General features: G+C 67.4%; 12 protein-coding genes. 9 read left to right on the top strand and 3 right to left on the bottom strand.

Going from position 1 to position 15,297, the window contains the following annotated elements; genetic code table 11:
• From ACE3SN_RS07255 to trxA, 8 genes are all read left to right on the top strand, one after another.
• Positions 1 to 438 (top strand): adenosylhomocysteinase (locus ACE3SN_RS07255; protein ID WP_374528800.1); only part of this gene is annotated, 438 nt, incomplete at its 5' end.
• 61 nt (positions 439 to 499) lie between these two features.
• Complete coding sequence (locus ACE3SN_RS07250) at positions 500 to 2,854, top strand: PAS-domain containing protein (RefSeq protein ID WP_374528798.1); 2,355 nt, start codon at positions 500 to 502, stop codon at positions 2,852 to 2,854.
• Complete coding sequence (gene tsaE / locus ACE3SN_RS07245; protein ID WP_374528796.1) at positions 2,851 to 3,297, top strand: tRNA (adenosine(37)-N6)-threonylcarbamoyltransferase complex ATPase subunit type 1 TsaE; 447 nt, start codon at positions 2,851 to 2,853, stop codon at positions 3,295 to 3,297. Before ACE3SN_RS07250 ends, tsaE begins: the two co-directional genes overlap by 4 nt.
• Positions 3,294 to 4,277 (top strand): aminoglycoside phosphotransferase family protein, encoded by a 984-nt coding sequence (locus ACE3SN_RS07240; protein WP_374528795.1) that lies wholly within the window; start codon positions 3,294 to 3,296, stop codon positions 4,275 to 4,277. Before tsaE ends, ACE3SN_RS07240 begins: the two co-directional genes overlap by 4 nt.
• Complete coding sequence (locus ACE3SN_RS07235; protein WP_374528793.1) at positions 4,274 to 5,002, top strand: nucleotidyltransferase family protein; 729 nt, start codon at positions 4,274 to 4,276, stop codon at positions 5,000 to 5,002. Before ACE3SN_RS07240 ends, ACE3SN_RS07235 begins: the two co-directional genes overlap by 4 nt.
• Entirely contained in the window at positions 4,995 to 8,015 is a 3,021-nt protein-coding gene (gene addB / locus ACE3SN_RS07230; RefSeq protein ID WP_374528791.1) for a double-strand break repair protein AddB, read from the top strand. The genes ACE3SN_RS07235 and addB overlap by 8 nt, the downstream gene beginning before the upstream one ends.
• Positions 8,012 to 11,482, top strand: a complete 3,471-nt coding sequence (addA, locus tag ACE3SN_RS07225; protein WP_374528789.1) for a double-strand break repair helicase AddA — start codon at positions 8,012 to 8,014, stop codon at positions 11,480 to 11,482. Before addB ends, addA begins: the two co-directional genes overlap by 4 nt.
• A gap of 65 nt (positions 11,483 to 11,547) precedes the next feature.
• Positions 11,548 to 11,868 carry a thioredoxin gene (trxA, locus tag ACE3SN_RS07220; protein ID WP_374528787.1) on the top strand — a complete coding sequence of 107 codons (321 nt, stop codon included), beginning with the start codon at positions 11,548 to 11,550 and terminating at the stop codon, positions 11,866 to 11,868.
• Here trxA and ACE3SN_RS07215 read toward each other — a convergent pair.
• The 3 genes from ACE3SN_RS07215 to argJ are packed head-to-tail and all read right to left on the bottom strand — an operon-like array spanning position 11,865 to position 14,508.
• On the bottom strand, positions 11,865 to 12,671 hold the full coding sequence (locus ACE3SN_RS07215) for an inositol monophosphatase (RefSeq protein WP_374528785.1): 807 nt from the start codon (positions 12,669 to 12,671) through the stop codon (positions 11,865 to 11,867). The genes trxA and ACE3SN_RS07215 overlap by 4 nt on opposite strands.
• Positions 12,668 to 13,276 carry a glutathione S-transferase family protein gene (locus tag ACE3SN_RS07210; protein WP_374528783.1) on the bottom strand — a complete coding sequence of 203 codons (609 nt, stop codon included), beginning with the start codon at positions 13,274 to 13,276 and terminating at the stop codon, positions 12,668 to 12,670. Before ACE3SN_RS07210 ends, ACE3SN_RS07215 begins: the two co-directional genes overlap by 4 nt.
• Positions 13,277 to 13,281: 5 nt before the next feature.
• On the bottom strand, positions 13,282 to 14,508 hold the full coding sequence (gene argJ / locus ACE3SN_RS07205; protein ID WP_374528781.1) for a bifunctional glutamate N-acetyltransferase/amino-acid acetyltransferase ArgJ: 1,227 nt from the start codon (positions 14,506 to 14,508) through the stop codon (positions 13,282 to 13,284).
• 92 nt (positions 14,509 to 14,600) lie between these two features.
• Here argJ and ACE3SN_RS07200 point away from each other — a divergent pair, with 92 nt between their 5' ends.
• Positions 14,601 to 15,293, top strand: coding sequence for an energy transducer TonB (locus tag ACE3SN_RS07200; protein ID WP_374528779.1), 693 nt, complete (start codon positions 14,601 to 14,603; stop codon positions 15,291 to 15,293).
• Positions 15,294 to 15,297 lie beyond the last annotated feature (4 nt).

Raw genomic sequence — 15,297 nt, 5'->3', positions numbered from 1 at the left:
CACATGAAGGCGATGAAGCCGATGAGCATCGTCTGCAACATCGGCCACTTCGACAGCGAGATCCAGATCGCCGCGCTCGACAACTACAAGTGGACCGAAGTGAAGCCGGGCACCGACCTCGTCGAATTCCCGGACGGCAAGCAGATCATCGTGCTCGCCAAGGGCCGCCTGGTGAACCTGGGCTGCGCCACCGGTCACCCCAGCTTCGTGATGTCGTCCTCGTTCACCAACCAGACGCTGGCGCAGATCGAGCTCTTCACCAAGAGCGGGGAATACAAGAACGAAGTTTACGTCCTGCCCAAGCACCTCGACGAAAAGGTTGCCGCGCTGCACCTCGAAAAGCTGGGCGTGAAGCTGACCAAGCTTTCCAAGAAGCAGGCCGACTATATCGGCGTGCCGGAACATGGTCCGTTCAAGCCGGATCATTACCGCTATTGATCGACAGCTTGTGCACGGCGCGCGGTTGTAATCCGCGCGCCGTGGGCATAGCTGACGGGACATGACCCTGTCCCCCACCGCCTTGATGCTCATTGGCCTGCTGTTGGCGGCCTGGACCGTGGCGGCATTCTGGACCATCGTTTCAGCGCGCATCCGCCAACGCAAGGCCGAGGCCGGACAGCGGCATGCCAAGCGGCTTGCCCGCATGGTCGATGAAAGCCCCGCGCTGCCCTTGCTGGTGCGCGCCGATGGCAAGATCGAGGCCCCCCAGCGGCTCGCCAACTGGCTGGGGCTCGATCATGTTCCCCAATTCCTGACCGAACTCGACGGCGGCCGGCTCGAAGGCGGCGGCGGTCTGACGGCCGAACAGCTGGCCGAATTGACCGAGGCGGTGCGGCGCTGCCAGCGTACGGCCAATCCGTTCCGCATGGTCGTTACCCCGCGCGGGTCGAAACGCAGCCTCGCGCTGCGCGGGCATCTGGCCGATCCCCAGGTCTCGCCGGGCGGCGCGGCGCTGGTCTGGGTGTTCGACTTTTCCGACAGCGAAAGCGAACTGGTGCAGCTGCGCGAGGACGCGGCCCGCGCGCGCGACGATTTTGCCGCGCTCGTCGGGCTGATCGAGGCGGCGCCGATGCCGATGTGGTTTCGCGGGCCGCAAGGCGACCTGCGGCTCGTCAACGCAGCCTATGTCCGCGCGGTGGCTGGCAAGGATGGTCGGCAGGTCGTTGCCGATGGGATAGAGCTGATCGAAAGCGTTGACGGGCTGACCGCCAAGCAGGTCGCGCTGCAGGCGGCCGGCAAGCACTTGCCGATCGAGCGCATGGTTTCCGCCACCATCGACGGTCAGCGCCGCGCGCTGCGCGTGTCCGACCTGCCGCTGGGCGAGGAAGGGATTGCGGGTTACGCGGTCGATGTCGAGGAAATGGAAGAGGTTTCACGCGATTTCCGGGCCTTCCGCGATGCCCAGCGCGCGATGCTCGACCAGCTTTCGGCTGGCGTCGCGCAGTTTGATGCCAAGCGCCAGCTGACCTTCGCCAACCAGCCGTTCCAGCGGATCTTCGCGCTGAAGCCGGCGGTTATGCTCGATCCGCCGCCGTTCGAGCGCCTGCTCGACATGGCGCGCGATGCGGGTCGCGTACCCGAAGCTCGGGATTTTCCCGCCTGGCGGCGCGAACGTGCGGGTTGGTTCATGTCGAGCAGTGCGCAGGAAGAAGCCTGGACCCTGGCCGATGGCACGCACCTGCGCGTGGTGGCGCAGCCGCTGCCCGATGGCGGGATGATGCTGATCGCGGAGGACCGAACCGAACAGCTGCGCCTTTCCGCCGTGCGCGACACCCTGCTGCGCACTCGCACCGCCACGTTCGACAGCCTGTTCGAATCGGTCGCGGTCTTCGCGCCCGATGGGCGGATGCAGCTGTGGAACCGCCGCTTCGCCGCCGATTGGGGGCTGGAGGAGGATTTCCTCGACACTCACCCGCGGATCGAGGCGCTGCTTGACCGGATCACGCGCAAGCTGGCGAAACCGGTCAAGGCGAAGGCGGTGGGCGACGCGGTGCGCGCCGCGACGCTAGATCGCAAGCAGACCGGCGGCCGCGTCGTGCTGGCCGATGGGCGAAGCCTTGAATATGCTGGGGTGCCGCTGCCCGATGGCAATGGCCTGCTGACCGTGCTCGACATCACGGATTCCCAGAAGGCCGAAGAGGCCCTGCGCGAGCGTGCCGCCGCGCTGGAAGAAGCGGACGCGATGAAGACGCGCTTCCTGGCCAACATGAGTTACGAATTCCGCACGCCGCTGACCTCGATCGGGGGCTTTGCCGAACTGCTGGAAGCGGGACTGGGCGGGGATCTGTCCGAACAGGGGCGCGAATATGTTGCCGCGATCCTGTCTTCGGTGGGGCGCCTTGGCGAGCAGATCGAAAGCGTGCTCGACCTCTCGCAGAGCGAGGCGGGGATGCTGCCACTGGCGCAGGAAGAGATTGAACTGCTGCCTTTCGTCACGCGCCTGGTCGAAGACCGGGCGAGCCGGATCAAGGATGCGGGGCTCAGCCTCGACATGCGCGGCGACAAGAGCGCGGGGCGGATCAACGGCGACAAGCGCAGGCTCGGCCGCGCGATCGGGCACCTGCTCGACAATGCGATCGCGGCGACGCCGGCGGGCGGGCGGATCCTCGTCGAACTTGGCGCGCACAAGCACCGCGCGCGGATCGTCATTTCGGATAACGGCCCCGGCATGGACGGGCCGACGCTGGCCCGCGCGCTGGAAGGGATCAAGCTCAGCGCTGATGGCAAGGGCATCGAACGCCGTCAGGGCATCGGCTTGCCGCTGGCCCGCCAGCTGGTTGAAGCCCACGGCGGCAGTCTTGAACTGCTCTCCGAGCCGGGGCAGGGCACCGCCGCGATCGTGGAGCTGCCGTGAAGATAGCCTTGCCCGATCTCGCCGCGACCGAGGCCTTTGGCGCGCGCATCGCGGCTGTCCTGCGCCCGGGCGATGTTGTGGCGCTGTCGGGAGGACTGGGTGCGGGCAAGACCACGCTGGCGCGCGCGATCATCGCCGGGCTAGGCCATGCGGGCGAAGTGCCTTCGCCCAGCTTCGCGATCATCGAAACCTATGATCCGCCAGGCGTGCGCCTGCCGCTGGTCCATGCCGATTTCTACCGGCTAGAACGGCCCGAAGAGGCCGACGAGCTTGGGCTTGACGATTACCGCGAAGGCGCGGCGCTGCTGGCCGAATGGCCCGAACACGCCGGCGGTTTCGCGCACGAGCGCGGCTGCCTTTCAATCGCGCTGGAAACTGCGGAAACGGGCCGGTTAGCCATTGTCGAGCCGGGGGCTGATTGGCTAGGGCGGGTCCCAGCATGACCGACCAGCTTCCCGACGGCGTCGACGCCTTCCTCGCCAGCGCCGGATGGCGCGACGCGGCCATTGAACCGCTTGCCGGGGACGCTTCGTTCCGTCGCTATTTCCGCGTCCGCAGGGACGGGAAGAGCGCCATGCTGATGGACGCGCCGCCCCCCAACGAAAATCCGACGCCCTTCCTGCGCGCGGCCAAGTGGCTCGATGCCAACGGCATGCGCGCGCCGATCATCCTCGCCGAAGACGCTGCGCGCGGTCTGGTGCTGCTTGAAGACTTCGGCGAAGTGCGGATGCGCGAATACCTCGATCAGTGGCCGGATGACGAACGTGCCGTCTACCAAGCGGCGATCGACGCGCTGGTTGATCTGCACCGCCTGCCGCCGGGGCCGTTCCTCGATTACTCGATGCAGGAATACCAGCGCGAGGCGCGGATGTTCGTCGATTGGTATTGCCCGGCGCAGGGCCTCTATGTTGATGGGCCGGGCTATACCGCCGCGTGGGAGGCCGCGCTCAAGGACATGCTGCCGCGCCAGCGCCCCGGCGTGACCGTGCTGCGCGATTACCACGCCGAGAACCTGATGCTTCTGGGCTCGCTGCACCAGCAGGGCCTGCTCGATTTCCAGGACGCGCTGGTTGGCCATCCGGCCTATGACCTCGTCTCGCTGCTGCAGGACGCGCGGCGCGATGTATCGCCTCAGCTTGAGGCCGAGATGTTCGATTATTACGTCGAAAAGACCGCGCCCGGCGGGGACTTCCTGGCCGATTATGCGCGCCTTGGCGCGCAGCGCAACGCCAAGATCGTCGGCATTTTCGTGCGCCTGTGGAAGCGTGACGGCAAGCCGCGGTACCTTGGCTACATCCCGCGCGTCTGGGCGGCGATGGAGCGCGATCTGGCGCATCCTGCGCTCGCTCCGGTCAAGGCCTGGTTCGACGCCAATATCCCGGCCGAGCTGCGCGCCGCCGCAGGTGGAAACTTTGCCGTATGAGCGCTCGTCCGCTGGCATCGGATACGGCCATGGTGATGGCTGCGGGACTGGGCAAGCGCATGCGCCCGCTGACGGTGACAACGCCCAAACCGCTGGTGCGCGTCGCGGGCAAGCCGCTGATCGACTATAGCCTTGATGCGCTGGTGGCCGCCGGGGTGCCGCGCGCGGTGGTCAACGTCCACTACCTTGCCGATGCGCTTGAAGCCCACCTGAAGGCGCGCAAGGGACCGGCCATCGCCATCTCGGATGAGCGCGGCCTGCTGCTCGAAACCGGGGGCGGGATGGTCAAGGCGGCGCAGGCCGGGCTGCTGCCCGATCCGTTCTTTTGCATCAATTCCGACAATATCTGGCTCGACGGGCCGCGCGACGCCTTCCGCGAGCTCTCCGATGCCTGGGATGCCGGGCGAATGGACGCGCTGCTGTTGGTCGTGCGCCATCACCGCGCCTACAATTATCTGGGCAAGGGCGACTTCCATCTCGACCCGCTGGGCCGCATCAGCCGCCGCCGCACCGGCCGCGTCGCGCCTTACATCTATTCGGGCATCCAGCTTGTTTCGCAGCGCCTGCTGCGCGATGCGCCCGAAGGTCCGTTTTCGACCAATGTCCTGTGGAGCCGGGCGATTGCCGAGGGGCGGCTTTACGGCCTTGTCCATACGGGGGACTGGTTCGAAGTCGGTGAACCCGGTGCCATCGCGCCGACCGAAGCACGGCTGGCCGGTGGCTGAGCGGCCGGGCCCGCACGTATATTCGATTGCCGCGCACCGCGGGTTTGCCGATGCACTCGTCGCAGGGCTGATCCCGCGATACGGCGACAAGGACCTTGGTCTTGCGCGGCTGACCCTGCTTCTGCCCAGCCAGCGCGCGGTGCGGATTTTGACCGAGGCTTTCGTGCGCCTGTCGGGCGGCGGGATGCTGCTGCCGCGCATGGTGGTGGTGGGCGACCTCGACCTCGATGAGGCACTGGGGCCGCTGCTCGATCCCCTCGGCGCGGAAGTCGACGTGCCGCCCGCTGCCGATCCCACGCGGCGTTGGCTGCGCTTGGCCGAATTGCTGCGCGATGCCATGGGGAAGGAAGCGCCCAAAACGCCCGGCCTGCTGCGGCTTGCCTTCGAGACCGGGCGGACGATGGACCGGCTCGCGGTCGAAGGGATCGAACTGGGCGACCTGCTGACCGAACGGGTTGCCGGGATCGTTGGCGATCTTGCCGATCACTGGCGCGAAAGCACGCGGCTGTTCGCCACCGTCCAGGCGCATTGGCTGGCCGAGCTTGCTGCGCGCGGCGAAGTCGATCCGCCGGAGCGGCGCAACCTGTTGTTCGAGCACGCGGCCAAGCGCTGGCGCGAGGCTCCGCCGGCTCATCCGATTGTTGCGGCGGGCGTGACGAGCGCTTCGCCAGCCTTGGCGAAGCTGCTGCGCGCGGTGGCCGACCTGCCGAATGGCGCGGTAATCCTGCCCGATCTCGACCTGGCGCTGTCGGACGAGCATTGGGATATGCTGGGCAATGCCGGTGCGCCACGCGCAGAAGATGCCGCGCCGCTGGGCGAGCGCGATGCGGTGACGCATCCGCAGTATCACCTCAAACTGCTGCTCAACCGCATGGGCGTGGCGCGCGGCGAGGTCGATCCGTGGCACCGCGCCGGACTTGCCGCCGCGCCGCCGCAGCGCAGCCGTGCAATCTCCAACCTGTTCCTGCCGCCCGCCGCCAGCGCGACCTGGGTCAGCCTGCCAGCCGCGCAGCGTCGGCTCTCGGGGGTGCGGCTGATGGAAACGGCGCACCCCGGCGAAGAGGCGCAAGCCATCGCGATTCTGGTCCGCGAAGCACTCGAAATACCGGAACAGCGCGTTGCGGTGATCACCCCGGACCGGGGGCTGGCTGGCCGCGTCACCGCGCATTTGCGCCGCTGGGGGATCGAGGCGGACGACACTGCCGGCCGTCCGCTGCCGCAAACCACGGCCGGCCGCCTGCTGCTGCAACTGGCCGAAGTCGCCGCGCAAGAGGCCGCTCCGGTCGCGCTGCTGGCTTTGCTCGAACACCCCTGGGTCAAGGCGGGCGAGGGGCGTGCGGCCTGGCTGGAGCAGGCGCGCGCCTTTGACCTTGCCCTGCGCGGCCCGCGCCCCGCACCTGGCCTGCCGCCGCTCCGCGCCGCCGTCGAAAAGCTGGCTAAACGCGGCGACGGCGAAGCGGTGCGCGCCTGGTGGGCCCAAGTGGAAGCCGTGGTTGAACCCCTGCTTGATTGGGGCGATGGGCTCAGCCTCGCGTCCGCGCTCGACCGGCTCGCTGCTTCGGGCGAGGCGCTGTGCGGATCGGCGCTGTGGGGGCAGGCCGATGGCCGCGCTCTGGCGGCCTTTGTCGAAGACTTGCGCGGGGCGGCAACCGGATCGTCGTTCGTTATCGCGGCGGTGGACCTGCCGGCAGTGCTGCGCGATGCGATGGACCGGGTTTCCGTGCGCCCGCCATGGGGCGGGCATCCGCGCGTGGCGATCTACGGTCTGCTTGAAGCGCGCATGAGCCGGGCCGATCTGGTCATCTGCGGCGGCCTAACCGAAGGGACCTGGCCCGCCAGCCCCAGCCCCGAACCGCTGCTGCCGCCCGCCGTGCTGCGCGCGCTGGGGGTGCCCGGCGGCGAGTTTCGCATCGGTCTTGCCGCGCACGACCTTGCGGGAGCGCTCGGTGCGCCGCGCGTGGTGCTGAGCTGGGCGCTGCGCGACGAAGGCAAGCCGGTGATCCCCAGCCGCTTCGTGCTCAGGGTAGAGGCGCTGCTCGGTGAACTTGAGGCGGATCACCGCGAGACGCGCGCGGTTGAACTCGCCCGCCAGATCGACCATGCGACCCGCGCGCCCGACTATCCCCGGCCCGCTCCCGATCCCACGCCCGAACAGCGCGACGTGGCGCTGGCCGTTACCGCGATCGACCGGCTGCGCGGCGATCCCTATCAGTTCTATGCCCAGGCGATCATGGGCCTGCGCAAGCTCGACGCGCTCGACGCCGAGCCGACTGCGGCGTGGAAAGGCACTGTGGTCCACAAGGTGCTTGAACGCTGGCACAAGGCCGGGGGCAGGGCGGGCGAACTGCTCGCCATCGCGGGCGAAGAGCTTGCGGAAATGCGCGCCCACCCGCTGGTGCGGAGCCTGTGGTGGCCGCGCTTGGCGCGCGCGCTCGAATGGATCGACGCCGAGATCGCCAGCCAGTCAGCCGATCAGCGCGAAGTCATCGCCAGCGAAGTGAAGGGCGAAATGGACTTCCTTGGGGTGCGTGTTCACGGACGCGCGGACCGGATCGATCGAATGGGAGACGGCAGCCTGGCCGTGGTCGACTACAAGACCGGTTCTCCGCCCACCCGTGCGCGCGTAGCCGAGGGCTATTCGCTCCAGCTTGGCGTGATTGGCTTGATCGCGGCGGCGGGCGGATTTCCGGGCGTGGCCGGCGATCCCGAATGGTTCGAATACTGGTCGCTCGCCAAGCGGCCGCGCAGCGAAGAGGCGGGCGCGTTCGGCTATGCCTTCGCCCCGTTCAAGACCGACCGTGCCAAGGGGCTTGAGCGCGAGGAATTCCTCGACAAGAGCGCGCAATACCTGCGCGATGCGATCATGCGCTTCATCAAGGGGAACGAACCCTTTGCGGCCAGCCTCCAGCCCGACCTTTATGGCTATAACGATTACGACCAATTGATGCGGCTCGATGAATGGCAGGCCCGCGCGCCGACGCCGGACGACCGCGCCAAGGGGGAGGAGCGATGAGCGCAAAGCAGCTGTTCCCGCTCACTCCCGAGCAACTTCCGGCGGTCGATCCGCGCGATGTCGTGTGGCTCTCCGCCTCGGCCGGGACCGGCAAGACCCAGGTTCTCTCCGCGCGGGTGCTGCGCCTGCTGCTGCAGCCCGACGTCAGCCCGTCGCAGATCCTCTGCCTGACCTTCACCAAGGCCGGGGCAACCGAAATGGCCGCGCGCATCAACGAGCGCCTTGCTCGCTGGGTGCGGCTTGACGAGACCCACCTCGGGATCGAACTCGATCATATTGGCGCCGACAATGGCCCAGCGCCCCGCGCCCGCGCGCGCACCCTGTTTGCCGAAGTGCTCGACTGTCCCGGCGGCGGCCTGCGCATCGACACCATCCACGCTTTTGCGCAGTGGTTACTGGCGACTTTTCCGCATGAAGCCGGGCTGGTTCCCGGCGCCAAGGCGATGGAAGACCGCGACCGCGACGTGCTGCTGCGCGAAGTGCTGGCAAGCCTGCTGGTCGAGGCGGAGCGGCTGAACGATGCCGCCACGCTCGATGCGCTGGCGCAGCTTTCGATCCGGCTCGGTCCCGATGCGGTGGAGGGCTATTTGCTACGCTGCGCCGACGCGCGCGAGGCCTGGCATGGCACCGGTGCCTGGCAGCCGCCCATGCGCCCGCGGGTGCTGCAATTGCTGGGCCTGCCAAGCGACGCGGGGCCAGCCGACGTGGCGCGGTTGTGCGCCGACGATGCGCTCGATCTCGACGCATTGTCCTGTGTCCGTGAGGCGCTGCAGCAATGGGGCGCGAAGAGTTCCTTGCCCATGCTCGATGCGATTGCCGCCTGGCTTGGGGCCAGCGCGGCGCAGCGCGGCGAGCAACTGGATACCTTCTTCGAGGCGCTGTTCACCAAGGAAGGGAAGCTGCGCAACCTGCGTTACCTGGCCAAGTTCGAGGAGCATATCGAGCAGGCCGGAACTGCCGTGGGGCAGTGCCTGCAGCGCGTGATAGAACGCCGCGCGATGCTGGCGCTTGCCGATTTTCTTACGCCCACGCTGGAACTGGGCCACAAGTTCGCGCTGGCCTGGGACGCAGCCAAGGCGCGCGCCGGGTTCATCGATTTCGATGACCAGATCCGCCGTGCGGCACAACTGCTCAATCGTTCGAACCTGTCGGATTGGATCCGCTACAAGCTGGATCGCCGCTTCGATCACATCCTGGTGGACGAGGCGCAGGATACCAACGCCGCGCAGTGGAAGATCATCGACGCGCTGACCGGCGACTTTTTTGCAGGCGAAGGCGCGCATGGCGACAAGCTGCGCACGCTGTTCGTGGTGGGCGATTACAAGCAGGCAATCTTCCGCTTCCAGGGCACCAGCCCAGAGAATTTCGAGCGGGCCAAGCAGAACGTGCGGGACCAGATGCTGGGCCTCAGTGACAATCTGCGCGGTGGGCGTGCGGCGCGCGAATTGCAGGACCTTGGCCTTGGCACAAGTTTCCGCACGGCCCATTCGATCCTGCAATTCGTCGATATGGCGATCGGCCAGATCGGCCCCGCCAACTTCGGCCTGCCGAATAACCCCGACCCCCACCAGGGCGAGGCGCGGCCGGGTCATGTGACGATGTGGGGCGTGATCGGTAACGGCGCCGACGCAGCCGATGACGAGGGCGACGAAGGCGAGGAAAGCTGGCTCTCGCGCTCTGACCGCAAGCTTGCCGACAAGATCGCCCAGCAGGTGCGCGAATGGCTGGTGCAGGGGTACCGCCTTGAGAAGGGCGGAGTGCGCAGGGCCACGGCCGGCGATGTCATGGTGCTGGTGCGCAAGCGCAAGGAACTGGCCGGGCTGATCGTTGCGCGCCTGCATGCCGCTGGCGTGCCGGTGGCCGGGGTGGACCGGCTGCGGCTCGCTGCGCCGCTGGCGGTGCGCGATCTGATGGCGGCGCTGCGCTTTGCCGCGCAGCCGCTGGACGATCTCAATCTCGCCTGCCTGCTGACCTCGCCGCTGATCGGGTGGTCGCAGGATGACCTGTTGCGCCATGGTTATCGGGGCGAGAACGTGCGGCTGTGGGAGCAACTGCGGCGCAATCGGGGCGGGGCGATCGACAGTGCGATGGCGCGGCTGCTCGATCTCTTGAACCGCGCCGATTACGAACCGCCGCAGGCCTTGCTCCACTGGCTGCTGACGGGGCCATGGCAGGGGCGGCGCGCGCTGGTTGCGCGGCTTGGCAGCGAAGCGAACGATCCGATCGACGAACTGCTCAACGCCGCCAGCGCCTTTGCCGCCAACGAGGTGCCGAGCCTCCACGCCTTCATCCGCTGGTTCGATGCGGGCGAGGGCGAACTGAAACGCGAAGCGGGCCAGGCGGGCAAAGAGGTGCGGGTAATGACCGTCCACGGCTCGAAGGGTCTGCAGGCGCCGATCGTGATCCTGGCCGATGCTGCCGACAATCCCGACCGCTCGCGCGGGTCGGACCTTGAGCTTGAAGATCCGGTGCGGATGGAGGGTGACGAACCACGCAAGATCCCCCTTCCGGCCCTGCCGTCGTCCGAAAGGCTTGGCCGGATAAAGGCGGCTGAGGAGCAGGCCAAGGCCGAGGAGAAGCAGGAGCACTGGCGCCTGCTCTATGTCGCAATGACCCGTGCGGAAGAGGCGCTCTATGTCGCCGGGGCGCTGGGGGCCAAGGAAAAGGAGCCGGCGGCGGACAGCTGGTATGCGCGGCTGGCGGGGCTCTTTCAGCCAGAGGAATGGCTTGAAGATCCGCTTTGGGGCAGCAGGGTCGAACATGGCCAGACGTCGGCGGACGCGCCGCCCGCGCCGGTCGTGCCGGCGGGCGAACTGGCACTGCTGCCGCCGTGGCTGGAGCAACCCGTCGCCGCCGAACCACGCCCGCCGCGTCCACTGGCTCCGAGCGCGCTGGGTGAGGATCTGGCGACCGATCCGCCCTATCCGCCCGGTGCCGGCGCACAGGCGGCGCGGCGCGGAGTGTTGCTGCACAAGCTGCTCGAGCGCTTGCCCGAAGTGGCTCCGGAAGAGCGCAAGGCGGCTGCGCTGGCGTGGCTCGCCAAGGCGGCGGGGGGCGAGTTCGACGGCGCGGCGCGAACCGCGATGGCGATGTCCGCCGTGACCGTGCTGGAAAACAAGGCATGGGCAGACCTGTTCTCGCCCGCGGCGCTTGCGGAAGTGCCGATTGCGGCCACGGTCGGCGATCAGGTGGTGGCTGGGACCATCGACCGCCTGCTGGTAACGGCGGAGCGCATCCGCCTCGTCGATTTCAAGACCGCGCGGCGTCCGCCTGCCAGCATGGATGAAGTGCCGGTTGCGATCCTGCGCCAGATGGCCGCCTATGCCGCGGCGCTGGAAGCCGCCTATCCGGGGCGCGTGGTGGAGGCGGCGTTGCTCTATACGCAGGTGCCGATCCTGCTACCGATTCCGTCAGACTTGCTGGCTATCCACAAGCAGGCATTGACGGGCCAGCAGGAATCCTTTTGATCCGGGCCAATTGCCAAAGGGCGTGGACGCCCTAGATTGAGGGCAACCGACCAAGGAGATTCAAGATGGCTACCAAAGCCGTGACCGATGCAAGTTTCGCCGCCGATGTGCTTCAGTCCGACAAGCCGGTGCTGGTCGATTTCTGGGCCGACTGGTGCGGCCCGTGCAAGATGATCGCCCCTGCGCTTGAAGAAATCAGCGAGGAACTGGCCGGCCAGGTGACCATCGCCAAGGTCGACATCATGGACAGCACCGACACCGCCGCGAAGTACGGCGTGCAGTCGATCCCGCTGATGGTGCTGTTCAAGAACGGCGAACCCGTCGCGCAGAAGCTGGGCGCCGCGCCCAAGAGCCAGCTCAAGGGCTGGCTGGAAAGCGTCCTCTAAAGCGCTGCGAGGCGCGCGGCGAGCTGGTCCCACAGGGCCGGGCTGGCCGCGCCGATCAGGCCCGGCAGGTGCGCCTCGTCCACACGGTAGGGGCGCCCATCGGGCCGCGCGGCCTTGCCGCCAGCTTCGTTGACGAACAGCACCCCCGCCGCGTGGTCCCAGGCCAGGGTGCGCTCGAAGATCGAGCAGTCGTTCACGCCCAGCACCAGCCGGGGATACTGCTCCGCCGCGCAGCGCGGAATATCGACCAGCGTGTAATGCGGCGCGATGCCTTGCTTCATCGCCTCGCGCTTGGCCTGATCCATGAACACGAGCGAAATCGCGGCGACCGGCGGTGTCGCGCCGGTCAGGCGAGCGGCAATCCGGTCCTCGCCAACGAAGGCCCCCGCGCCCTTATGCGCATGGCACAGCCGCCCGGTCAGCGGATCGAGGATCCAGCCGGCCACCGTCTCCCCGCCTTGCGACAGCGCGACCATCAGCCCGAAGGGCGGGCGGCCACTGGCGTAATTGTTGGTTCCGTCGATCGGGTCGATGATCCAGCACAGCGCATCGCCCAGCCGGTCGAGCAGCGCGGGATCGGCATGGGCGGCCTCTTCGCCGACAATGGCGGCTTCAGGCAGCACCCGCGCAAGGCCCTCGGCAAGGATCAGTTCGGCCTCCTTGTCGGCCACGGTCACAACATCGTCTGCCGCCTTGGCGTCGATCTGGTCGGCGCTGAGCTTCTGGTAATGCGGCATCACCGCGCGCGCGGCGGCATCCTGCATCACGGCGAGGACGGCGGGGGTGAGGCTGGCGGTGCTCATGTCAGCGGGATCATCACGTTTTCGGCGAAGCCGGGGCGCGTTTGCAGGCGCGCGTACCATTCGGCGAGGTGCGGCAAGTCCGGGCGCGGCATGGCCAGGGTGTAAAAGGTGTGGGCATAGACCCCCATCGGCATATCCGCGATCCCGAACTCATCGCCCGAGAGCCACGGACGCTTCGCAAGTTCCGCGTCGAGAATCCGCATCATCGCCCCGCTGGCTTCGGCCGAACGGGCGACCGCGGCTTCATCGCGGGTTTCGGGCGTATGGCGCACCAGACCCAGGAAGGCATCGCGCTGGGCGTCGGCGAAGTGGAATTGCCAGTCCATCCACTTGTCGCCGCTCGCGCGCACCTGCGGATCGGCGGGCAGCAGTGTGGGGGCGTATTTCTGCGCCAGATAACGCAGGATCGCGTTCGATTCCCACAGCACGAAACCATCGTCCTCGATCGTCGGGATCATCCGATTGGGGTTCATCGCGAGGTATTCGGGCGTGAAGCCGAACTTGCCGCCGATGTCGATCCGGCGGTGCGCGATCCCCATTTCGACCGCGGCCCAGGCGACTTTCTTGACGTTGTGCGAATTGAGCCGCCCCCAGATCGTGAGCACGGGCTTCAGCTCCGGTAGTCGGCGTTGATCGAGATGTAGCCGTGGGTGAGATCGCAGGTCCACACCGTCGCGCGGCCTTCGCCAAGACCCAGGTCGACCTCGATGGTGATGTCCTGCCCCTTGAGGTGCGCGGCGACCGGGGCCTCGTCATAGTCGGCGAGCGGCTGCCCGTCGCGCGCGGCCCAGGTGCCGCCGAAGCCGATGGAGAGCTTGTCGCGGTCGGCCGGTTCGCCCGCCTTGCCCACGGCCATGACCACGCGGCCCCAGTTGGCGTCCTCGCCCGCGATGGCGGTCTTCACCAGCGGCGAGTTGGCGATGGCGAGGCCGACCTTGCGCGCGCTTTCATCGCTGACCGCGCCGGTCACGCTGACGGCGATGAACTTCTGCGCACCTTCGCCGTCGCGCACCACCAGGTGGGCCAATTGACGGCACACGTCTTCGAGGGCTGCTGCAAAGGCATCCGCGCCGGGGCAGCCTTCGCAATTGATCTGTTGGTTGCCAGCCTTGCCGGTGGCGAAGGCCAGCACGGTGTCGCTGGTCGAGGTGTCGCTATCGACCGTGATGCAGCTGAACGTGCGCTGGTTCGCGGCAGAGAGCAGTTCCTGCAAGTAACCCGGCGCAATCGCGCAGTCGGTGAAAATGTAGCCGAGCATGGTCGCCATGTCGGGCGCGATCATGCCGCTGCCCTTGATGATCGCGGCCAGCTTCACCGTCTTGCCGCCAACCACGGCCTCGGCATAGGCCCCCTTGGCAAAGGTGTCGGTGGTGCCGATGGTGTTGGCGGCATCTTCCCAGCCGCACGGCTCGGCGGAAAGGGCGGCCTTGATTCCGGCCTCGGCCTTGTCCTTGGGCAGCGGCACGCCGATCACCCCGGTGGACGAGACGAACACCTGGTCCTGCGCGCAGCCTAGCGTTCCCGCCACCTGCGCCATGATGGCTTCCACCGCCTCGCGCCCGCGATAGCCGGTGAAGGCGTTGGAGTTCCCGGCGTTGACCACCAGCGCCCGCGCGCGGCCCTGATTCACGTTGGCGCGGCCCAGTTCAACCTCGGACGAGCAGCAGACGTTGCGGGTGAACACGCCGGCCACCGCCGTGCCTTCGGCCAGTTCGACATAGGTCAGGTCGCAGCGGCCCCAATCCTTGTATCCGGCGCGGGCAACGCGCGGGGTGACCCCGGCAATCGCGGGCATGGCGGGAAACGGGCGGGCGAGGGGGGAAACGGCGTGGCTCATAGTGATTTGCGCACTAGGCCCGCGCGCGCGCGGGGGCAAGCAGGCGCGCGCAAGGGTTTGAATTCCTGAACGATCTGCTAGCCCTTGGTGGCATGAGCATCATTCACCTGATTCTGCTGGCGCAGTCCGCCGCTGTTGCGCCGCAAGCCCCGCTTGAACCACTTGCCCCGCCGCCGCCAGTGGAGGCGCCATCGAAGGGTGTAAATCTGGTTACACCGCCGCCGCTGGAACTGCCCAAATACCCGGCAGTGCCGATCGGTAACCCGGGCAACTGGGTTCAGACCGATGATTACCCCACGATCGCGCTGCGTCAGGAATGGCAAGGGATTACCGCGTTCCGATTGATAATCTCGCCGAACGGCTTCGTGGTTCGTTGCGATATCACCCGCAGCAGCGGCTATGACGTGCTCGATCAGGCGACCTGCACCTTGATCACCCAGCGCGCCAGTTTTCGGCCGGCCAGGGACCCGCAAGGCAATCCGGTGGTCGGTTACTTCAGCAGCCGTGTGCGCTGGGAATTGCCCACGACCGATAACCCCTATGCAGAGGCTGATGGCAGCTTTTCAACCAGTAGCGTTACCTGGCGCTTCTTTATCGAGCCGGATGGTTCGACCAGCGACTGTGTGGTCATGGTCGATGACACCCTGATGCAAACGGCTGAACCAGGTTCGCCTTGCGGTCCGGAAATGCGCTACAAACCGTTCACGGATGCCAACGGGAAGCCGGTGCGCCAACGCGTCTACTATGTCATAAGATCCGGTTTGGTGCCCGAGACGAAGCCCTGACCAC

It is taken from the genome of Novosphingobium sp., from assembly GCF_041915465.1.
In the GTDB taxonomy this organism is placed as follows: Bacteria; Pseudomonadota; Alphaproteobacteria; order Sphingomonadales; family Sphingomonadaceae; genus Novosphingobium.
This window is presented reverse-complemented; position numbering and strand designations above follow the sequence as displayed.

Excerpts from the sequence above, each read along its gene's own strand:
- ACE3SN_RS07250 (WP_374528798.1), top strand. The coding sequence starts at position 500 with ATGACCCTGTCCCCCACCGCCTTGATGCTCATTGGCCTGCTGTTGGCG.
- ACE3SN_RS07240 (WP_374528795.1), top strand. The coding sequence starts at position 3,294 with ATGACCGACCAGCTTCCCGACGGCGTCGACGCCTTCCTCGCCAGCGCC.
- ACE3SN_RS07235 (WP_374528793.1), top strand. The coding sequence starts at position 4,274 with ATGAGCGCTCGTCCGCTGGCATCGGATACGGCCATGGTGATGGCTGCG.
- addA (WP_374528789.1), top strand. The coding sequence starts at position 8,012 with ATGAGCGCAAAGCAGCTGTTCCCGCTCACTCCCGAGCAACTTCCGGCG.
- trxA (WP_374528787.1), top strand. The coding sequence starts at position 11,548 with ATGGCTACCAAAGCCGTGACCGATGCAAGTTTCGCCGCCGATGTGCTT.
- ACE3SN_RS07215 (WP_374528785.1), bottom strand. The coding sequence starts at position 12,671 with ATGAGCACCGCCAGCCTCACCCCCGCCGTCCTCGCCGTGATGCAGGAT.
- argJ (WP_374528781.1), bottom strand. The coding sequence starts at position 14,508 with ATGAGCCACGCCGTTTCCCCCCTCGCCCGCCCGTTTCCCGCCATGCCC.
- ACE3SN_RS07200 (WP_374528779.1), top strand. The coding sequence starts at position 14,601 with ATGAGCATCATTCACCTGATTCTGCTGGCGCAGTCCGCCGCTGTTGCG.